Annotated in this window: 18 protein-coding genes; 5 read left to right on the forward strand and 13 right to left on the reverse strand. The window is 57.2% G+C overall.

Features of this window, described 5'->3' with window-relative positions; all coding sequences use genetic code 11:
- Position 1: 1 nt before the first annotated feature.
- Both rmuC and udp read right to left on the reverse strand, forming a co-directional pair.
- Positions 2-1,450, reverse strand: coding sequence for a DNA recombination protein RmuC (gene rmuC / locus AC007G_RS26220; protein WP_032697946.1), 1,449 nt, complete (start codon positions 1,448-1,450; stop codon positions 2-4).
- Between the two features lie 139 nt (positions 1,451-1,589).
- Positions 1,590-2,351, reverse strand: a complete 762-nt coding sequence (gene udp, locus AC007G_RS26225; RefSeq protein WP_004869655.1) for a uridine phosphorylase — start codon at positions 2,349-2,351, stop codon at positions 1,590-1,592.
- A gap of 266 nt (positions 2,352-2,617) precedes the next feature.
- Here udp and AC007G_RS26230 point away from each other — a divergent pair, with 266 nt between their 5' ends.
- Entirely contained in the window at positions 2,618-3,430 is an 813-nt protein-coding gene (locus AC007G_RS26230) for a dienelactone hydrolase family protein (protein WP_032690020.1), read from the forward strand.
- 4 nt (positions 3,431-3,434) lie between these two features.
- On the opposite strand, the gene AC007G_RS26235 is transcribed toward AC007G_RS26230, so the two are convergent.
- Both AC007G_RS26235 and metE read right to left on the reverse strand, forming a co-directional pair.
- A complete protein-coding gene (locus AC007G_RS26235; protein WP_142631098.1) occupies positions 3,435-4,124 on the reverse strand; it encodes a transporter substrate-binding domain-containing protein in 690 nt (229 codons plus the stop codon).
- 154 nt (positions 4,125-4,278) lie between these two features.
- Positions 4,279-6,540 carry a 5-methyltetrahydropteroyltriglutamate--homocysteine S-methyltransferase gene (metE, locus tag AC007G_RS26240; protein WP_032697966.1) on the reverse strand — a complete coding sequence of 754 codons (2,262 nt, stop codon included), beginning with the start codon at positions 6,538-6,540 and terminating at the stop codon, positions 4,279-4,281.
- Between the two features lie 233 nt (positions 6,541-6,773).
- On the opposite strand from metE, the gene metR reads away from it, so the two are divergent.
- Positions 6,774-7,727, forward strand: coding sequence for an HTH-type transcriptional regulator MetR (metR, locus tag AC007G_RS26245; protein ID WP_047663719.1), 954 nt, complete (start codon positions 6,774-6,776; stop codon positions 7,725-7,727).
- On the opposite strand, the gene AC007G_RS26250 is transcribed toward metR, so the two are convergent.
- The 3 genes from AC007G_RS26250 to pldB all read right to left on the reverse strand — a co-directional run bounded on the left by AC007G_RS26250 (position 7,615) and on the right by pldB (position 10,440).
- Positions 7,615-8,514 carry a carboxylate/amino acid/amine transporter gene (locus tag AC007G_RS26250; protein WP_032690023.1) on the reverse strand — a complete coding sequence of 300 codons (900 nt, stop codon included), beginning with the start codon at positions 8,512-8,514 and terminating at the stop codon, positions 7,615-7,617. The two genes, metR and AC007G_RS26250, sit on opposite strands and share 113 nt — an antisense overlap.
- Before the next feature lie 88 nt (positions 8,515-8,602).
- Positions 8,603-9,403 carry a sugar/pyridoxal phosphate phosphatase YigL gene (gene yigL / locus AC007G_RS26255; protein WP_032690024.1) on the reverse strand — a complete coding sequence of 267 codons (801 nt, stop codon included), beginning with the start codon at positions 9,401-9,403 and terminating at the stop codon, positions 8,603-8,605.
- A gap of 14 nt (positions 9,404-9,417) precedes the next feature.
- The gene (pldB, locus tag AC007G_RS26260) at positions 9,418-10,440 is read right to left on the reverse strand and encodes a lysophospholipase L2 (protein WP_032690026.1); all 1,023 of its coding nucleotides are present in this window, start codon (positions 10,438-10,440) and stop codon (positions 9,418-9,420) included.
- 109 nt (positions 10,441-10,549) lie between these two features.
- Between pldB and rhtB the strand changes: the two genes are divergently transcribed.
- Positions 10,550-11,170 (forward strand): homoserine/homoserine lactone efflux protein, encoded by a 621-nt coding sequence (gene rhtB / locus AC007G_RS26265; RefSeq protein WP_004869632.1) that lies wholly within the window; start codon positions 10,550-10,552, stop codon positions 11,168-11,170.
- A gap of 45 nt (positions 11,171-11,215) precedes the next feature.
- Here rhtB and rhtC read toward each other — a convergent pair whose 3' ends face one another.
- The 3 genes from rhtC to pldA all read right to left on the reverse strand — a co-directional run bounded on the left by rhtC (position 11,216) and on the right by pldA (position 14,687).
- Positions 11,216-11,836 (reverse strand): threonine export protein RhtC, encoded by a 621-nt coding sequence (gene rhtC / locus AC007G_RS26270; RefSeq protein ID WP_032690027.1) that lies wholly within the window; start codon positions 11,834-11,836, stop codon positions 11,216-11,218.
- An 84-nt stretch (positions 11,837-11,920) separates the two neighbouring features.
- Entirely contained in the window at positions 11,921-13,747 is a 1,827-nt protein-coding gene (gene recQ, locus AC007G_RS26275; RefSeq protein WP_032697953.1) for an ATP-dependent DNA helicase RecQ, read from the reverse strand.
- A gap of 67 nt (positions 13,748-13,814) precedes the next feature.
- The gene (gene pldA / locus AC007G_RS26280; protein ID WP_032690029.1) at positions 13,815-14,687 is read right to left on the reverse strand and encodes a phospholipase A; all 873 of its coding nucleotides are present in this window, start codon (positions 14,685-14,687) and stop codon (positions 13,815-13,817) included.
- A gap of 156 nt (positions 14,688-14,843) precedes the next feature.
- On the opposite strand from pldA, the gene yigI reads away from it, so the two are divergent.
- The gene (gene yigI, locus AC007G_RS26285) at positions 14,844-15,308 is read left to right on the forward strand and encodes an acyl-CoA thioesterase YigI (protein ID WP_032690030.1); all 465 of its coding nucleotides are present in this window, start codon (positions 14,844-14,846) and stop codon (positions 15,306-15,308) included.
- A 49-nt stretch (positions 15,309-15,357) separates the two neighbouring features.
- Positions 15,358-16,251, forward strand: a complete 894-nt coding sequence (gene rarD / locus AC007G_RS26290; protein ID WP_032690031.1) for an EamA family transporter RarD — start codon at positions 15,358-15,360, stop codon at positions 16,249-16,251.
- A 58-nt stretch (positions 16,252-16,309) separates the two neighbouring features.
- Here rarD and corA read toward each other — a convergent pair whose 3' ends face one another.
- From corA to uvrD, 3 genes are all read right to left on the reverse strand, one after another.
- Positions 16,310-17,260 (reverse strand): magnesium/cobalt transporter CorA, encoded by a 951-nt coding sequence (gene corA, locus AC007G_RS26295; protein ID WP_004869610.1) that lies wholly within the window; start codon positions 17,258-17,260, stop codon positions 16,310-16,312.
- Positions 17,261-17,408: 148 nt separating this feature from the next.
- On the reverse strand, positions 17,409-17,465 hold the full coding sequence (ysgD, locus tag AC007G_RS26300) for a YsgD/CorL family protein (RefSeq protein ID WP_350028775.1): 57 nt from the start codon (positions 17,463-17,465) through the stop codon (positions 17,409-17,411).
- A 148-nt stretch (positions 17,466-17,613) separates the two neighbouring features.
- Complete coding sequence (uvrD, locus tag AC007G_RS26305) at positions 17,614-19,776, reverse strand: DNA helicase II (RefSeq protein WP_128320084.1); 2,163 nt, start codon at positions 19,774-19,776, stop codon at positions 17,614-17,616.
- Positions 19,777-19,791 lie beyond the last annotated feature (15 nt).

Here is a 19,791-nt window from a genome sequence, read left to right on the forward strand (position 1 = left end):
TTCAACGCGGCGTAGAGGGTTCACCGGACATCGCCTCATCGGCCCGATCGGCGATAAATTCGTTATCTTCCAGCGCGTTTTCGTCTTCTTCAGAACGATATTCGTCATCCTGAGCCGTTGCCTGATCGACTAAATCAGGATTAATCCCGCGCTTCACTTCAACGCCAAGACCGCGGAACGCCTCTGCCTGCACCAGCAGATTCCCGCGCCCGGAAGCGAGCTTTTTCATCGCCTGGCGATAGTTATCCTGGGCTTTATCCAGGCTCTGCCCGATGGCGGACATATCATCAACGAACAGGCGCATTTTGTCGTACAGACGACCTGCGCGTTCAGCTATTTTCTGCGCATTGCGGCTTTGATGTTCATAACGCCAGAGATTGGCAATCGTCCGCAGCGCTACCAGCAGCGTCGTCGGACTGACCAGCATAATATTGTTCTTCAGCGCTTCGCTGATAAGTTCAGGCTGACGGTCGATAGCCAGCAGGAAAGCCGGCTCCACGGGAATAAACATCAGCACATAGTCGAGCGAGCGCAGGCCCGGCAGCTGTTGATAATCTTTACGCCCGAGCAGGCGAATATGGTTTCGCACCGAGGCGATATGCTCTTGCAGCGCCGCCTCGCGGGTGTAGTCATCTTCGGCATTAAAATAGCGCTCGTAGGCCACCAGCGTCATTTTGGCATCAATGACCACGTCTTTCCCCTGCGGCAGGCGGACGATCACATCGGGCTGCATGCGCGAACGCCCTTCTGTTTCGATGCTGACCTGGGTCTGGTATTCATACCCTTCGCGTAGCCCGGAAGCTTCCAGCACGCGGGTTAACACCACCTCTCCCCAGTTACCCTGCGTTTTGTTATCCCCTTTCAACGCCCGGGTCAGGTTCAGCGCCTCCTGCGCCATCTGCGCGTTCAGCTGCTGCAGATTGCGGATCTCATGGGCCAACGTATGCCGCTCGCGCGCCTCCTGGCCAAAACTGTCCTGCACCTGGCGGCGGAAACCGTCCAGCTGTTCACGCAGCGGCGTTAGCAGGCCATGTAAACTCTGCCGGTTCTGCTCATCGACGCGCCGGTTGCTGTGTTCGAAAATGCGGTTAGCCAGGTTTTCAAACTGCTCGCTCAGACGCTGTTCGCTGTTCACCATCTGGCGGATTTTATCCTCGGCGTGTATCCGGGTAGATTCAAGGCGGGTGGTGACTTCGCGGAGATCGGCCTCCAGTGAGCTATTGATGTCACGCAGGCTACGCAGTTCGTTATTCAGCAACTCGCATTCATCGCGCCAGTGGGCCTCTTGCACCAGCTGCTGGCGCGCAGCGCTGAGCTCGATATCCAGTTCACGGCGATCCTCGATAAGGTCGGCGCGAATTTGGTCAGCTTTGGCTTTGGTCGCCAGCCACCCTGCGACCAGCCCTACGGCCAGCGCCACGATGGCACTTATCACAATCGAGATATCCACAACGCCCCCTGCGGCAACAACTTACGGCACAAAAATAGAATTGTGCTGTACAAACGTCCAGTTTAAAAGAGATTTCCTGCGAGGCGCAGCGCAAAAAAGAAAGGCCGGAAGATCCGGCCCTGGGGTGAGAGGCGAGGAATTACAGCAGACGGCGAGCCGCTTCCACCACGATTTTTACCGCGTGGCTTTCGGTTTGCTTCATGGTTTCCGCGTTCGGAATTTCCTGCTGGGTACGGTTGACGATAACCCCGGCGACCATCCCGGCACGCAGCCCCTGGCTGGCACACATGGTCAGCAGGGTCGCAGATTCCATCTCGTAGTTCATGACCCCCATGGACTGCCACTCTTCCATAGAGCCTTTAAAACGGCTGACCACGCGACCGGAGAAGGTGTCGTAGCGCTCCTGGCCCGGGTAGAAGGTGTCAGATGATGCGGTAACGCCGATATGGGTGGTCGCACCGATCGATTTTGCCGCTTCAACCAGCGCAGTGGTACAGGCAAAGTCAGCCACGGCCGGGTATTCCATCGGCGCAAAGTGCAGACTCGCGCCATCGAGACGTACCGATGCGGTGGTGACCAGCACGTCGCCGACGTTAATGTGTGGCTGGATAGCCCCGGTGGTGCCGATACGCAGGAAGGTACGAATCCCCAGCTGCGCCAGTTCTTCAACGGCAATCGACGTTGACGGGCCACCGATACCGGTAGAGCAGACAATGACCGACTTGCCATCCAGTTCGGCACGCCAGGAGGTAAATTCGCGGTGAGATGCCAGCTTGACCGGCTTATCCATCAGCGCGGCGATCTTTTCCACACGCTCCGGATCGCCAGGGACGATAGCCAGCGTAGCCCCTTGTAAATCGTTTTTGGTGAGGCCGAGATGAAAAACATCAGACTTAGACATAAAAAACTCCTCTGTGGGTCGAATTATCAGCAGAAGCAAAACGGTACTTTACAGAAGCTACCCGCTAAATTTTGTGACAAAAATCACCATGAACAAAAAACATTGCAATGATTTTCCATCAAAAAGTGATAAACATCACATTAACAAGTTATATTCATCGTGCCTGAACAAAAGATAGCCTGTTTCAGGCACTGTGCTTTGTTAACGTCCGGTCGATAGCGTCTATAGTTATCGATGCGCTAATAAATAAGGGTACGGAGAATACCATGACCACAACCAAGCAACCTGGCTTTGCGCCTGCAGCCACGCCGCACGCTTCTACCGCCGTTCATACCTCGGAGGAGAGCATCACCACAGGCGAAACGTCGATCCCCACTCAAGGAGAGAACATGCCGGCCTATCATGCTCGTCCGAAGAACGCCGATGGCCTGCTCCCGGTCGTTATCGTTGTTCAGGAAATTTTCGGCGTCCATGAACATATCCGCGACATTTGCCGCCGTCTGGCGCAGGAGGGGTATCTGGCTATCGCACCAGAGCTCTACTTCCGTCAGGGCGATCCGAATGACTATACCGATATCCCCACCCTGTTCCAGGAGCTGGTCAGCAAAGTGCCGGATGCACAGGTGCTGGCGGACCTCGACCATGTCGCCAGCTGGGCCGCACGTCACGGAGGCGATGCTCATCGTCTGCTGATCACCGGCTTCTGCTGGGGGGGACGCATTACCTGGCTTTATGCCGCCCACAACCCGCAGTTGAAAGCCGCCGTCGCCTGGTACGGGAAGCTGGTCGGGCAGAAAACCCTCAACTCAGCGAAATATCCGGTGGATATCGCCGTTGATCTCAACGCGCCGGTGCTGGGGTTGTATGGCGGCAAAGACGCCAGCATTCCGCAGGATACGGTGGAAACCATGCGCCACGCGCTTCGCGCGGCCAACGCCAAAGCAGAGATCATCGTCTACCCGGAAGCCGATCACGCCTTTAACGCCGATTATCGCGCCAGCTATCATGAAGAGTCGGCCAAAGACGGCTGGCAGCGCATGCTGGCGTGGTTTGCACAGTATGGCGGGAAGCGCGCGTAAGCCGCTAGCGGTTGCCGATATGACGGTTAATCATATCGGCGATCGTGCCGTCATTCTTCCATGCCGCCAGGCAACCACAGACAAATTCATAGTGCTGTAGCCGGTTTCGTGGAACGCAAATCGCTTGCTGTATCTGACTAAAGCTATCAGGCAGCAGGCGAAACTGGGGATATTCCCGCGCCACGCTGGCAAGCGGTTGACGGATCCCGGCAACCATCTCCCCTTCCCCGGCGATAAAAGCACGGATCGCCTCCTGGGAGGTGGCGTATTGACGCATCGTGGCATGCTGTAACGTGCGAATCAGATACAGCTCATAGGCCGCCCCTTTCCCGACGTTAATCGTCACTCCCGGGCGATCCATCTCTTGTACGGAGCGAATATCGCTGTCGTTTCTGACCAGCGCTGAACTTTCAATCGTGACATAGGGCGGGGTGAAGCACAGTTTGTCTTCGCGAGCGGGATCAATCGCCAGGAAAGCAATATCCCACTGGTTCAGCAAAGCCGCATCAACCACTTTTCCGGCCGTCGGCCAGGTCACAAATCGCGCCTCGCAACCGCATTCAGCGGCCAGTTTTTTGGCTAACTCGGCGGTGATGCCACCCGGGGTATTATCCGGCAACAACGTGGCAAGAACCGGGTTCCCCAGATTAATAGCAAAACATAAAGACCGCTGCGGATCGTCAAGTCTGGTCATCATTCTCCCCCGGAAATGTCTGTACGTGCCCTGTGCAGCTAAGCGTAGCCCAGCCGCGAGAACTCCGCAGGTTGCACGGCGCATGGGCCAGCACGGAAGAAAAAAGAAAAAAGAGGAGGAGGTCTGGGCCTCCTCCGGGACGGGGGTAACGGAATTAGGCCTGGCGCAGATTCTGCGCGGCTTTCACCATGTTGGCCAGCGCAGCGCGGGTTTCCGGCCAGCCGCGGGTTTTCAGGCCACAGTCCGGGTTGACCCACAGACGCTCTGCCGGGATACGCTGCGCCGCTTTCGCCAGCAGCGCTTCAATCCATTCCACGCTCGGCACGTTCGGCGAGTGGATGTCATATACGCCCGGTCCGATTTCGTTCGGGTATTCGAACTCTTCAAACGACTCCAGCAGCTCCATGTCAGAACGCGAGGTTTCAATGGTGATCACGTCCGCATCCAGTGCGGCAATGGAATCCATGATGTCGTTGAACTCGCAGTAACACATATGGGTGTGGATCTGGGTATCATCCCGCGCCACCGCGGCATTGATTCGGAAGGCTTCTACGCCCCACTGCAGGTAAGCATCCCAGTCGCTACGCTTAAGCGGCAGGCCTTCACGCAGCGCCGGCTCATCAATCTGGATAATGCCGATACCGGCCGCCTCCAGATCCGCCACTTCGTCACGCAGCGCCAGCGCAATCTGCTTAGCGATGGTTTCACGGCTGACATCTTCACGCGGGAAGGACCAGCACAGAATGGTCACCGGTCCGGTGAGCATACCTTTCACCGGTTTGTCGGTCAGCGACTGAGCGAATTTCGCCCACTCAACGGTGATCGCCTCCGGACGGCTGACGTCACCGATCACCACCGGCGGTTTCACGCAGCGGGAGCCGTAGCTCTGGACCCAGCCGTTCTGCGTGAAGATGAAGCCATCGAGGTGCTCGCCGAAGTACTCCACCATGTCGTTACGCTCGGCTTCGCCGTGAACCAGAACATCTAATCCTAAACGTTCCTGCTCAACAATCGCCTGCTTGATGTGCTCCGCAATACCGGTGCGATAGTGGTTCGCATCGAGATTGCCTTTTTTGAAGTCCAGACGCAGGCCACGGATCTCGGTAGTCTGTGGGAAAGAGCCGATGGTCGTGGTCGGCCACGCCGGTAGATTGAAGCGCGTACGCTGTGCCCTGGCACGCTCAGCGTATGGGCTGTTGCGCTGGCTGTCCTGAGCGGTAATGGCCGCCAGACGTTTTTCCACCGCCGCATTATGTACGCGGGACGAGTGACGGCGAGCCTGAATCGGTGCGCTCCATTCAGCCAGTTTTGCGGTCTCGCCGCTGTTCAGCGCATCGCGCAGCAGCGCCAGCTCTTCACATTTTTGCAGGGCGAAGGCGAACCAGCTTTTCACTTCCGCGTCGAGACGGGTTTCCACGCTCAGATCGATCGGGCTGTGCAGCAGGGAGCAGGAAGAAGCGATCCACAGCGCACGCTGGCCGACGAGGTCTTTAATTTGCGCATATTTCTCGGTCAGATCGGCGCGCCAGACGTTGCGCCCGTTGATCAGGCCCGCAGAGAGCAGCCAGTCGGACGGCAGACGCTGATGCAGAGCAGCCACATCATCTTTACCGTGCACCAGGTCAACGTGCAGGCCCTGCACCGGCAGCGCGGTGATGGTGTCGAGGTTCGCGGCGATGCCTTCAAAGTAGGTGGTCAGCAGCAGCTTAAGCTGGCCCGCGAGCGCATCATATGCCGGTTTGAATGCATCCAGCCACGCCTGCGGCAGCTCCAGTACCAGCGCCGGCTCGTCAATCTGCACCCACTCGATGCCGCGTTTTGCCAGCTCTGCCAGCACCTGCTGGTAAACCGGCAGGATATCGTTCAGCAGGCTCAAACGGTCAAACTGTTGGCCTTTGACTTTGCCCAACCACAGATAAGTGACCGGCCCCAGCAGGACCGGTTTAACCTTATGGCCGAGCGCCAGCGCTTCATCCACTTCATCCAGCAGCTGGGTCCAGGTCAGTTTGAACTGCTGCCCTTTTACAAACTCCGGCACCATGTAGTGGTAGTTGGTGTTAAACCATTTGGTCATTTCTGCCGCTGCCGCCGGTTCGCCGGACGGCGCACGGCCGCGACCAATGCGGAACAAGGTATCGATATCAACCGAGCCATCTTTGTTCTGATGACGAGCCGGCACGTTACCCAGTAGCAGGCTGGTGGTCAGAACATGGTCGTACCAGGCGAAATCACCCACCGGCAGCAGGTCAACGCCCGCCTGCTTCTGCTGCTCCCAGTGGCGGGCACGCAGCTCGCGGCCCACCGTCAGCAGTTCTTCGCGGGTCGAGTGACCCGCCCAGTAGCTCTCTTGCGCTTTTTTCAGCTCGCGACGTAGGCCAACGCGAGGGAAACCGAGGGTGTGATTAATAATTGTCATTTTTAAGACCTCATAATTTTTTAATCCGAAGGATTTCGGATTCAGGGAAGGCGGCAAGCTTGATCATCCCCGGGTGCTTACTCATGTAAGTGACCGGGATGAGCAAGCGCAGCCAACGCGCCATAAATTCGAAAGACACAGGATTTAGCCATCCAGATGTTTACACATCCATAATTGACAGGTACTGTATATTCCTCAAGCGCAAATTATTCATGCCGAAGTGAAGGACTTTCATGATCGAAATTAAACACCTGAAAACGCTACAGGCGTTGCGGAACAGCGGGTCGCTGGCAGGCGCTGCGGCGGCTCTGCATCAAACCCAGTCCGCTCTGTCTCACCAGTTCAGCGATCTGGAACAACGCCTTGGCTTCCGTCTGTTTGTGCGTAAAAGTCAGCCTCTGCGTTTCACCCCGCAGGGGGAGATCCTGCTCCAGCTGGCAAACCAGGTGCTGCCGCAAATCAGCCGCGCGCTGCAGGACTGCCACGAGCCGCAGCAAACCCGTCTGCGCATCGCTATCGAGTGTCATAGCTGTATACAGTGGTTGACCCCGGCACTGGAGAGTTTCCGCGCCCGCTGGCCGCACGTCGAAGTGGATTTTCAGTCCGGCGTGACCTTTGACCCGCAGCCAGCCCTGCAGCAAAGCGAGCTGGACCTGGTCATGACCTCCGATATCCTGCCGCGTAGCGGCCTGCACTATTCGCCGATGTTCGATTTTGAAGTTCGTCTGGTGCTGGCGCCGGAGCATCCGCTGGCGGCGAAAACGCGCATCGCGCCAGAAGACCTGGCCTCGGAACTGCTGTTGATTTATCCGGTTCAGCGCGGTCGCCTGGATATCTGGCGCCACTTCCTGCAGCCGGCCGGTATCAGCCCGCAGCTCAAAAGCGTCGACAATACCCTGCTGTTAATCCAGATGGTCGCCGCACGGATGGGCATCGCCGCCCTGCCGCACTGGGTGGTGGAAAGTTTTGAACGCCAGGGTCTGGTGGTCACCAAAACCCTGGGCGAAGGACTGTGGAGCCGGCTGTACGCCGCGGTACGCGACGGCGAGCAGCGCCAGCCGGTCACCGAGGCGTTTATTCGCTCAGCGCGGAACCACGCTTGCGATCATTTGCCGTTTGTCCGGAGTGCGGAGCGACCCAACGGCGATGGACCCACAGTGAGGCCAGGATCACCAGAGCTCCTGTAATAAAGCTCGGCCAGTGGGGCTGTTCCTGCCAGATGGCAAGGTTAACCAGCAGCCCGGCGGGGACATGCACGTTATTCATAATGCCCAGCGTGCCGGCATCCACCTGCGTGGCCCCGTAGTTCCACATAAAGTAACCCAGCCCCGACGCCGCCACGCCCAGCCAGACCAGAACGCCCCACTGTAGGGTTGTGGTTGGCAGCCGCTGCGGATTACCCAGCATAAACCAGGCCGCCACTGCCACCAGGAAGGCCCCCATATAGAACCACGCAAACGCGTTGTGCTGCGGCATCGGGCGCAGCTCCATCAGGCGCTTATAGCCCACCATACCGATAGCAAAACTGAGGTTCGACAGCTGAACCAGCAGCAGTCCCGTCCAGAAATGATCGCTCACTTTGTCATAGCGAATAATGGCTGCGCCCAGCACCGCCAGCCCCGCGCTCAGCAGATATCCCCAGCGGAGCTTGCGTCCGCTGAGCAGATCGTAAATCAGCGTGATATACAGCGGCGTAAAGACGGTAAACAGCAGGAATTCAGAAACCGTCAGGTACACATAGGCGCGGAATGCCAGCAGGTACATGATGCCAAGCTGCATCGCCCCGACCAGCATGTAGAGCACGATAGTACGCGGCGATTGCCCGCGGGTACGCAGAAACGGCAGAAAGACCAGCGCCGCCAGCCCCACGCGCATTAGCACGGAAAAGTAGCTATCGACGCTACCCGCCAGGTATTCGCCTATCAGGCTAAAGGAAAAAGCCCACAGGATAGTGGTAATAATCAGTAGCGCCACAATGAATGTCTCTCAGGAAGAAGAGCACTCATTGTAGCGGAGAGTCAGGTTGACGACTGAGCAATAAACGAACAGCCGTCAATCTTTATCAGGCGAGATAGAGCTTACGCAGATAGTGCGGCACCGCATCGTCAGCGTTGCTGCCGATCACTTCCAGATCCGGATGCAGGTCTTTCAGCCGCTGGTGAGCGTTCTGCATAATGCAGCCTTTGCCCGCCATCGACAGCATTTCTGCGTCGTTCATGCCATCGCCAAACGCGATGCAGTCTTTCAGACCGTAGCCGAGCATTTTGGCAACCGCTTCCAGCGCATGCCCCTTCGACACGCCACCGGCCATCACTTCCAGGCAGGTCAGCGTGGAGAAGCTGACGTTCACGCGATCGCCCCAGCGGGCGTTGATCGCCTGCTCCAGCGGCAGCAGATGCTGATGATCATCGCAGGTGAAAAAGACTTTGCTGATCCCTTCGGGATCGAGTTCGCCCACTTCATACAGCTTGTAGTTAAACACCGCTTCTTTGAAAAAGCGCATCTCTTCCGGGCGATGGCGATTCATATACCACTCATCTTCGCGGTAGACGTTGGTCACCACCTTCGGGTCGTTACGCATCATTTCGAACAGATCGGCGGCAATATCACGGTCGAGGTTATGGGCAAAGATCTGTTTTCCCTCGCTGTCGTGCACGCGCGCGCCGTTGGAGGTGATCATGTAGGATTTGATGCCGAGATTGTCGCGAATCTGGCCGACATCGATGTAATGGCGTCCGGTGGCGAAGACAAAATTGATCCCGCGCGCGGTCAGCAGCTGCAGCGTCTCTTTTGCGTAGGGCGTTAAGTAGTGATCGGGAGAAAGCAGCGTGCCATCTAAGTCAGACGCAACAACCTGGTACATAAAAATTTTAACCTCTAAGCAGGGCGACGAGCGTTTTCGTCGGATTCATTGTGTCGACTGAAAAAATCGACGATGGCATTCAGCGCGACTGAGCGCATGGCGTCCTTTTCAAAAAGGATCTCATGGTATGCCCCTTCTATAACAAGCGGCTTATTACCTTCGCAGGGCCGACCTGCCGCGGCACGGAGTTCGCAGTAGCGCTCGTGCATGCGGTTATCAACCACGCGTTCTTCTTCTGCCTGCAATAACAGTGTGGGAGTGGTGTCTTTCTCTACGCCCGCCAGCGCCTCTTCGCCTGCGAGGATCCCCTCACGCACCCAGTGGTAGGTTGGCCCGCCGACGCGCAGCTGTGGTTCATCGGCATAGAAGCGCAGATTACGGCGATAGCGTTGGCGACTGTGCGTCAGCACGTTGACCGAAAAGGGCAGCGCCCGCCAGCGGCCGGTACCCAGCGCATACTCTTCACGAATGCGCTGATGGCCCTCAGCCCAGTCGAGAATATGACGCACCATCCAGTCCGGGAAACGCATGACGATACCAAACATGGGCGCGCACAGCGCAATAGCGTCGCAATGCTGCTGGTGACGCTGCAAAAACAGCGTCGCGATGGCCCCGCCCATCGAATGCGCGAGGATAAACCTTTTTCGCCAGTGGCCGGGGGCAACTTCCTGCTGCCAGAGCGCCGCCAGATCGTCGACATAATCGCTAAAGCGCACCACGTGGCCGCGATGGCTGTCGGTCAATATGCGCCCGGAACGCCCCTGGCCGCGATGGTCGATAATCATCACGTCGAAACCGCTGTGGAACAGATCGTAAGCCAGCTCGGCGTATTTCACGTAGCTTTCAATACGCCCCGGACAGATGACCACGAGCCGATCGTTATCTTTGGCGCAAAAGCGAACAAAACGGACCGGGACATCGTCTACGCCCCTGAATTCCGCCTCTTCCCGCTGATGCCAGAAATCGGTGAGTGGCCCCATCGTAAAAGCCGCAAACGCGTTTTCTCGTGTATCCCAATCCTTTTGCTGCCGAAACATCGGGCTTACACCCCTGTTAACCACTGAAAATCGTTTTTTTAGCGCGCATCACACAATGCTTACGCAATAGCGTATTGTGGCATAAAAACAGACAACCAGGGAGTTTCTCATGACGTTCGAGTGGTGGTTCGCCTATCTGCTGACATCCATTATCCTCAGCCTGTCGCCAGGTTCCGGGGCTATTAATACCATGACAACCTCGATCAACCACGGCTACCGCGGCGCGGCCGCCTCGATTGCCGGATTACAAACCGGGCTGGCGATCCATATCGTCCTTGTTGGTATCGGCCTGGGAACGCTGTTTTCCCGCTCGGTGCTGGCCTTCGAGGTGCTGAAGTGGGCCGGGGCGGCGTATCTTATCTGGCTGGGTATTCAGCAATGGCGCGCGGCGGGATCGCTCAATCTCAATACCCTGGCAAAGGCGCAAACGCGTGGAAAACTGTTCCAGCGTGCGGTCTTCGTCAACCTGACCAACCCGAAAAGCATTGTCTTTCTGGCGGCGCTGTTCCCGCAGTTTATCGTGCCGCATCAGCCGCAGGTCATGCAGTATCTGGTTCTCGGCGTCACCACTATTGCGGTAGATATCATTGTGATGATTGGCTACGCGACGCTGGCGCAGCGTATTGCGGCATGGATTAAAGGACCGAAACAGATGAAGGCGTTGAACAAAGTCTTCGGATCGTTATTTATGCTGGTAGGCGCGCTGTTAGCTTCCGCACGCCATGCCTGACGGGAGAGTCCCGGTTTGCCTGAAGCAAACCGGGAAAATCTGCGCTTAGCGCGAAATGATCAGATGAATGCCGAAGCCGGCAAAGAGCGTGCCGGCAATGCCGTCGATCCATTTTGCCATTCGCTGGTAGCCGCGACGCATCGTCGGTAGGGCGAACAGGCTGGCGACCACGGTAAACCAGGCCAGCGTTTCCAGAACAATCAGCAGGAAAATCCCCCAGCGCTCGCCCGTGCCAACGTTATCGCCGACAAACAGGGAGAAGACGGAACCAAAATAGATAATCGCCTTCGGGTTAGCGAGGTTGGTCAGCAGCCCTTTCAGGAAGCTACGGCCGCTGCGGGCCAGCTCGACCTGCGGCTCCGGCGCCGCCACGGCGCTTTTCTTCAGCGCCCCGCGCAGCATCTGATAACCCATCCAGCACAGGTACAGTCCACCGCCCACCATGATAATGGTGTGCAGCCAGGCCATTTTTTCGATAATCAGGTGCAGGCCAAGCAGCGCAACGCCCGCCCAGACCATGACGCCACAGGTAATCCCCAGCACGCCCATCATGGCCTCTTTACGAGAACGACTCACGGCGGTCTGAGAAACAAAGAAAAAGTCCGGGCCAGGACTCATCAGCGCAATGATATGCACCAGCGCGACGGTGAGGAAAAGCATTAGCATGATTGCACCCTAATCTATCGGCAATTTGGATCGCAGGAATATAGTGAAGACCGAAACTATCCTGACACTTTTTTGCCCGGCTGACTACTCATCTTCACCATCGATATGCGCCCGAATCAGCGCCATAAACTCTTTCCCGAAACGCTCAAGTTTACGCGTGCCCACGCCGTTCACGCTCAGCATCTCACCGGCGGTCATCGGCGACTGCTCCGCCATTTCGATCAGCGTCGCGTCGTTGAACACCACGTACGGCGGGATATTCTCTTCATCGGCGATCGCTTTACGCAGTTTGCGCAGCTTGGCAAACAGCTTGCGATCGTAATTGCCGCCGAAGGATTTTTGCATCGCCTTCGGCTTCAGCGCCACGATACGCGGAACCGCCAGCTGCAGCGGCACCTCGCCGCGCAGCACCGGACGCGCTGCCTCGGTTAGCTGCAGCGCCGAGTGCTGCGCGATATTCTGCGTCACCAGACCGAGGTGAATCAGCTGGCGAATCACGCTCACCCAGTGTTCATGACTCTGCTCGCGGCCGATGCCGTACACCGGCAGCTTGTCATGCGCCATTTCACGAATGCGCTGATTGTTGGCCCCGCGCAGCACTTCAACCACGTAGCCCATACCAAACCGCTGATTGACGCGGTAAATCGTCGACAGCGCTTTGCGCGCGTCCATTAATCCGTCGTACTGCTTCGGCGGATCGAGGCAGATATCGCAGTTGCCGCATGCTTCCTGGCGCCCTTCGCCAAAATAGTTGAGCAGCACCAGACGGCGGCAGGTTTGCGCTTCGGCAAACGCCCCCATCGCGTTCAGCTTGTGGCGCTCAATATCCTGCAGCGGCCCGGCAGGTTTCTCCTCCAGACAGCGACGCAGCCACGCCATATCGGCCGGATCGTAAAACAGCATCGCTTCCGCCGGCAGGCCATCACGACCGGCGCGACCGGTTTCCTGGTAGTAGGATTCAATATTGCGTGGAATGTCGAAGTGCACCACGAAGCGGACGTTGGGTTTATTGATCCCCATGCCGAAAGCGACCGTGGCCACCACGATTTGCAGATCGTCGCGCTGAAATTTCTCCTGCACATCCGCACGCACGTCGTTCTCCAGCCCGGCATGGTAGGCCGCCGCGCTGATCCCGCGACTTTGCAGGCGTGCGGCGGTATCTTCCACTTTCGAACGGCTGTTGCAGTAGATAATGCCCGATTTTCCGCGCTGGTCCTGCACGTAGCGCATCAGCTGATCGAGCGGTTTAAACTTCTCCATCAGCATGTAGCGGATGTTCGGGCGATCGAAGCTGCTGACCTGAATCAGCGGGTCATTCAGCCCCAGCAGGCGAACGATATCGCGGCGGGTGGTGTCATCGGCGGTGGCGGTTAACGCCATAAACGGGATCTGCGGCACACGCTGGCGCAGCTGGCCCAGGGCGGCATATTCCGGCCGGAAATCATGACCCCATTGGGAAATACAGTGCGCTTCATCCACCGCCACCATTGCCAGGTTCCAGTGGCTGAGATGCTCAAGGAAGTTATCCAGCATCAAACGCTCGGGGGCGATATACAGCAGGCGAATCTGCCCGCTGCGACAGCCGGCCATGACTTCCTGCTGCTGCTCGCGGCTTTGGGTCGAGTTCAGACAGGCGGCGGCCACGCCGTTCGCCAGCAGCTGGTCGACCTGATCTTTCATCAGCGAGATCAGCGGCGATACCACCACCGTCAGGCCGCCCAGCACCAGCGCGGGCACCTGGTAGCACAGCGATTTGCCGCCGCCGGTCGGCATGACGACCAGGCAGTCACGCCCGCCCAACGCCGTGTCGATAATGCTTTCCTGGCCCGGGCGAAACTGCTGGTAGCCGAAGGTTTCCTGTAAAACCTGCTTTGCCAGCAATGTTTGATTCAATACTTCCGCCTGCGCCACGTTGACCCCGTCTGCCTGAAAAGAAAACAGGCGCTATTTTCAGCGCCAGTGAGCCAGAGTGCAACGATTAAAACAGATCGTTAAGCGTCACGCCGACGCCGACGCGGGTCTGGTTAAAGTTATAATCGATAAGCGACTCGCCATAACCGCTGTAAACCTGGGTGTAGAAGCGCACATGGCGGGTAATCGGATAGCTGACGCCGAGCTCCGCACCGCCGTAACCGGTGTTCCAGTTATATTGCCCCTGGGCGCTGAGGATCGCCTCACCTAACTGATACCCCACCTTCAGGCGGTAATAGCCCATATATTTGGTGATATCCGGGTTATCGTTGGTGCTGCCGACCACATACCAGGGTTTCACCTCCACCAGCCAGTTGCCATTTTGCGCCATCAGGCGGGCATACAGGCGGTTCCAGCTGCGGGAAGTGGGATCCGAGCGACCGTTCGAATCGTGGTTGTAACCCATTTCGACATCACGCAACGTCCAGCCGGCAAGCTGATAATCCGTAGCAAATCCCAAAAACAGCTGCGGTTCATAGTTGGTTTCACGAAACGGTGCGGACTCTTTGCTGTTGGAGAGCTGCCACCAGGACTTCTGCGTATAGGATGCCCCGAGCAGCGAGTTCTCGCCGAGGATCCCTCGCCACAGCGGAAATGCCAGACTGAGCTGGAATTTGACTTCATCTTTGCGGGCATTTTCCGCCCAGTCATAGCTGGAGATCGCTTCCTTGTTGATGTCGCTACTCCACGTATAGAGCAGGTAGTTGCTCTCATAGGGATACAGCAAGAAAGGATTATCATGGTCCTGCAACAGGTTCGCGATAATGCTACCGCGCACCGCCGGTTTATCATGAACCGGCGGACTAACCGGCGCATCCTGCGCCAAAACGCCGGCCGGAAGCGCGCTCAGCGCTAACAGCCAGGCCAAAGAGATACGCATTACTGTTCTCCTGAATGAGTGATTTTTATTTCTGTTTTATCCCGCATCCATTCTACCTGTTTACCGCCATCCTGCCCGGTTATCCGCTCTGAAAGTGGCAATCGCCGTTTCAGAAGCATAAAATCAACATTTTATTAACGAATGGATACAATTGTCATGTCTGAACTCACTGCCGACGCCGTCCTTAAGCTGGTGGGCGAAATCTTTGTTTACCATATGCCGTTTAATCGCGCCTTAGGATTGAAGCTGGAGCGTTATGAAAAAGAGTTTGCCCAACTTAGCTTCAAAAATCAGCCGATGATGGTCGGTAACTGGGCGCAGAGCATTCTGCACGGCGGAGTGATTGCCTCCGCGCTGGACGTCGCCGCCGGGCTGGTGTGCGTAGGCAGTACGCTGACCCGCCATAACACCATCACCGAAGAAGAGCTACGCCAGCGTCTGTCGCGCATGGGAACCATCGATCTGCGCGTCGACTATCTGCGCCCCGGACGCGGCGAGCACTTTACCGCCACCAGCAGCCTGCTACGCGCCGGGAATAAGGTCGCGGTCGCCCGCGTGGAGTTGCATAACGAAGAGCAGGTCTATATCGCCAGCGCCACGGCGACGTATATGGTGGGTTGATCGCGGTAAATAAAGTAACATCGTTGTTTTGGCGTAACGGATTTTACCGATGGATGCAAAACAAACGCGGCTGGGGGTTATACTGGCTCTTGCCGCCTATTTTATCTGGGGCATCGCACCTGCCTACTTCAAACTTATCTACTATGTTCCCGCCGATGAAATCCTGACGCATCGCGTGATCTGGTCATTCTTTTTTATGCTGGCGTTAATCAGCCTCAGCCACCAGTGGCCGCAGGTGAAAAAACTGCTGCATATGCCGCGCAAGATTTTCCTGCTGGCGCTGTCGGCAGTGCTGATTGGCGGCAACTGGCTGCTCTTCATCTGGGCGGTGAATAACCACCATATGCTGGAGGCCAGTCTCGGCTACTTCATTAACCCGCTGGTGAATATTGTGCTGGGGATGATTTTCCTCGGCGAGCGTTTTCGCCGCATGCAGTGGGTGGCGGTGCTGCTGGCCGTGTGCGGTGTGCTGGTACAGCTGTGGACCTTTGGTTCGCTGCCGGTTATCGGCCTTGGGCTGGCCTTCAGCTTTGCCTTTTACGGGCTGCTGCGTAAAAAGATCGCCGTGGATGCACAAACCGGGATGTTAGTCGAAACCCTGTGGCTCCTGCCGGTCGCCGCCGTCTACCTGTTTGCCATCGCCGATAGCCCAACCAGCCATATGGGAGAGAACCCGTGGTCGCTGAATCTGCTGCTGATGGCGGCGGGCGTTGTCACCACGATTCCCCTGCTGTGCTTTACCGGCGCGGCAACCCGTCTGCGGCTCTCCACCCTGGGATTCTTCCAGTATATCGGCCCGACGCTGATGTTCCTGCTGGCGGTGATCTTTTACGGCGAAGTTCCGGGGGCAGATAAGATGGTGACCTTCGCCTTTATCTGGGTGGCGCTGGCGGTCTTTATCGTCGATGCGCTGTATACCCAGCGCCGGCAACGCAGAGGATAGCCGACGCGGATATCCTGCCCGGATAAGGCGGCAGCGCCGCTATCCGGGTGCTTATCCCCTACAGCCAGTTTTTACGCTTGAAGTAGAGATACGGCGCCAGGCCGGCGAGCATCATAAAGACGATCGCGCCGGGATAGCCAAAGCTCCAGTGCAGCTCCGGCATAAACTCAAAGTTCATCCCGTAGCTGGAAGCCACCAGCGTAGGCGGCAGAAAGACCACGGAAACCACCGAGAAGATCTTGATGATGCGGTTCTGCTCGATGTTGATAAAGCCCATCGCCGCCTGCATCAGGAAGTTGACCTTCTGGAACAGCGATTCGTTATGTGGCAGCAGGGATTCGATATCTCGCAGGATTTCGCGCGCCTGCTCCAGCTGTCCCGCAGGTAAACGCGCCTTGCGTACCAGGAAGTTCAGAGCGCGCTGGGTATCCATCAGACACAGACGGACCTTCCAGCCAATATCTTCCTGCTCGGCAAGCGTTGAGAGCGCATCGTCGTACTCATCGCCCTGACGACCTTCCATAATCACGCGGCTGAGTTTTTCCAGGTCGCTATAGATATTTTCGATTTCATCCGCCAGCTGTTCGATTTTGGTTTCGAACAGATCCAGCAGCAGTTCATAGGCGTTGCCATCAACCATTAACTGGTTGCGAACGCGCATGCGATAGAGGCGAAATGCCGGCAATTCACGTTCGCGCAGAGTAAACAGGCGCCCTTCACGAATCGTAAATGCCACGGTGGAGTTACCGGCGTGATCCTCTGCATCTTCAAAAAAGAAAAAAGAGTGAATGTGTAAACCGTCTTCATCTTCGAAGAAACGCGCCGATGCTTCGATATCTTCCAGTTCCGGGCGCGTTGCCAGGTTCTGACCCAATTCCGTCTGCACGCGGCTTCGTTCTTCGTCGTCGGGCTCGACCAGATCGACCCACACCGAACTGGCGAGATGTTTGATCTCATCAGCTTCCAGGCGTGTTAAACGATTATTTTCCAGTTGAAATGCGCTCAGCATGACCGGGACTCCCAATGCAAAAAAATTATCGGACAGTTCGGTGGGCACACAGAAACAATTTGGGTTTCAGACCATTAAGCCTGACTCAGAGCGACGGGTATGACGGGTCGCTGACAACCGCTAAGGCTATCAGCATAAGAGGATAGCCTTAGGAGTTGTTCCTGACGGACAGGAAGTTGAGCCAGCATCTACTGGGTGTGTCCAAGGCGAATGTCCTCTTAGCGTAATCGTGCGCGCATGTTACGCCAGCACAAAAACGGCGTCAACACGCAACGGAACGCTAAAGAGCAAATCCTGCCCTTTAGCATATAAGGCTAGCAGATTATTACAAAAAAACGATATTTTTCTTACTGTTACACTGTTTCCAGCCGGGCATAGGCCGCCACTAACCATTTAATACCTTGCCCCTGGAAGGCGACCTGCAAACGGCTATGCTCGCCGCTGCCTTCCAGATTCACGATGGTGCCTTCGCCAAACTTCGGATGGCGTACGCGCTGGCCCAGTTTATAACCGGTATCGTTTTCCGCCATCGGCGTCCCCATCCGCTGATGGCTGACCGGACGACTCACCGTTGCGCGCAGGCGTACCTCTTCTACACAGGCTTCCGGCAGCTCGCCGATAAAGCGCGACGGGCGATGGTAAACCTCTTTGCCGTACAGACGGCGGGTTTCTGCATAGGTGAGAGTCAGTTTCTGCATCGCGCGCGTCACGCCGACGTAAGCCAGGCGACGCTCCTCTTCCAGCCGGCCGCCTTCATCCAGCGCCATCTGGCTCGGGAACATTCCCTCTTCCACGCCAACGATAAACACCTGCGGAAACTCCAGACCTTTCGCCGAGTGCAGCGTCATCAGCTGCACCGCATCCTGCCAGGTATCCGCCTGCCCTTCCCCCGCCTCCAGCGCGGCGTGAGAGAGGAAGGCCTGCAGCGGCATTAAATCCTCATCTTCATCGTTGTAGCTGAACTGGCGCGTTGCCGTCACCAGCTCCTCTAAGTTTTCGATTCGCGTCTGGCCTTTCTCGCCCTTTTCCTGCTCGTACATCATCCGCAGGCCGGAATCGTTAATCACCCGGTCGGTCTGCACGTGCAGCGGCATATCCGCCGTCTCCTGCGCCAGGGCGTCAATCAGCTCCATAAAGCGTTGCAGCGCGCTGGCGGCGCGCCCGGCGAGGGCTTTATCTTTTAACAGCTCGCGACAAGCCTGCCACAGCGTTAGCTGACGGTCGCGCGAGGTCTGGCGCACCACGTCCAGCGTGCGGTCGCCGATACCGCGGGTGGGCGTATTCACCACGCGCTCAAACGCCGCATCGTCGTTACGGTTGGCAATCAGACGCAGATAGGAGAGCGCATCTTTGATCTCCTGGCGTTCGAAGAAGCGCATGCCGCCATAGATACGGTACGGCATGCTGGCCTGCAGCAGCGCCTCTTCCAGCACGCGCGACTGGGCGTTGCTGCGGTAGAGAATGGCGCACTGCTCAAGCGCCCCGCCGTTCTCCTGCCAGGTTTTGATACGGTTGACGACAAAGCGCGCTTCATCGAGATCGTTAAACGCGCAATAGAGGGAGATCGGTTCGCCGTCGGCGCCGTCGGTCCACAGTTTCTTACCCAGACGCCCGCTGTTGTTTTCAATCAGGGCGTTAGCGGCGCTCAGGATATTGCTGGTCGAGCGGTAGTTCTGCTCGAGGCGGATGGTCTGCGCGCCGGGGAAATCGGTGAGAAAACGCTGAATATTCTCAACCTGGGCGCCGCGCCAGCCGTAGATCGACTGGTCATCATCCCCTACGATCATCACTTTGCCGCTATCGCCCGCCAGCAGGCGGATCCACGCGTACTGAATGTTGTTGGTATCCTGAAACTCATCCACCAGGATATTGGTGAAGCGTTCGCGGTAGTGCTGGAGAATATGCGGTTTATTGAGCCACAGCTCGTGCGCACGCAGCAGCAGCTCGGCAAAGTCCACCAGACCAGCGCGATCGCAGGCTTCCTGATAGGCCTGATAAACCTTCTGCCAGGTCTGTTCCACCGGGTTGCCGTAACTCTGAATATGATGCGGGCGCAGCCCTTCGTCTTTCTGGCTGTTGATGTACCACATCGCCTGACGCGGCGGCCACTGCTTCTCGTCGAGGTTCATGGCTTTAATCAGGCGCTTCAGCAGGCGCAGCTGATCTTCGCTATCGAGGATCTGAAAATCCTGCGGCAGGTTTGCGTCCAGATGGTGGGCCCGCAGCAGGCGATGCGCCAGCCCATGGAAGGTGCCGACCCACATGCCGCCCTGGGTCGTCCCCATCAGCTGGCCGATACGATGGCGCATCTCCGCCGCCGCTTTGTTGGTAAAGGTCACCGCCATGATGGAATACGGCGAGCAGTTTTCTACGCTCAGCAGCCAGGCAATACGGTGTACCAGAACGCGCGTCTTACCGCTGCCCGCTCCCGCCAGAACCAGCATATTGGTGCGTGAAGCGGCTACGGCTTCACGCTGTTTATCATTGAGGCTGTCGAGCAGGTAAGAAACGTCCATTGGCACCGCCGGAAA

Source organism: Klebsiella sp. CSG-1 (assembly GCF_056521145.1).

Bases quoted from the DNA above. Each gene is read 5' to 3' on its own strand.
- AC007G_RS26230 (WP_032690020.1), top strand. From the start codon at position 2,618: ATGACCACAACCAAGCAACCTGGCTTTGCGCCTGCAGCCACGCCGCAC.
- rhtB (WP_004869632.1), top strand. From the start codon at position 10,550: ATGACGTTCGAGTGGTGGTTCGCCTATCTGCTGACATCCATTATCCTC.
- rhtC (WP_032690027.1), bottom strand. From the start codon at position 11,836: ATGCTAATGCTTTTCCTCACCGTCGCGCTGGTGCATATCATTGCGCTG.
- pldB (WP_032690026.1), bottom strand. From the start codon at position 10,440: ATGTTTCGGCAGCAAAAGGATTGGGATACACGAGAAAACGCGTTTGCG.
- corA (WP_004869610.1), bottom strand. From the start codon at position 17,260: ATGCTGAGCGCATTTCAACTGGAAAATAATCGTTTAACACGCCTGGAA.
- yigL (WP_032690024.1), bottom strand. From the start codon at position 9,403: ATGTACCAGGTTGTTGCGTCTGACTTAGATGGCACGCTGCTTTCTCCC.
- yigI (WP_032690030.1), top strand. From the start codon at position 14,844: ATGTCTGAACTCACTGCCGACGCCGTCCTTAAGCTGGTGGGCGAAATC.
- metR (WP_047663719.1), top strand. From the start codon at position 6,774: ATGATCGAAATTAAACACCTGAAAACGCTACAGGCGTTGCGGAACAGC.
- rarD (WP_032690031.1), top strand. From the start codon at position 15,358: ATGGATGCAAAACAAACGCGGCTGGGGGTTATACTGGCTCTTGCCGCC.
- metE (WP_032697966.1), bottom strand. From the start codon at position 6,540: ATGACAATTATTAATCACACCCTCGGTTTCCCTCGCGTTGGCCTACGT.
- pldA (WP_032690029.1), bottom strand. From the start codon at position 14,687: ATGCGTATCTCTTTGGCCTGGCTGTTAGCGCTGAGCGCGCTTCCGGCC.
- AC007G_RS26235 (WP_142631098.1), bottom strand. From the start codon at position 4,124: ATGACCAGACTTGACGATCCGCAGCGGTCTTTATGTTTTGCTATTAAT.
- udp (WP_004869655.1), bottom strand. From the start codon at position 2,351: ATGTCTAAGTCTGATGTTTTTCATCTCGGCCTCACCAAAAACGATTTA.
- uvrD (WP_128320084.1), bottom strand. From the start codon at position 19,776: ATGGACGTTTCTTACCTGCTCGACAGCCTCAATGATAAACAGCGTGAA.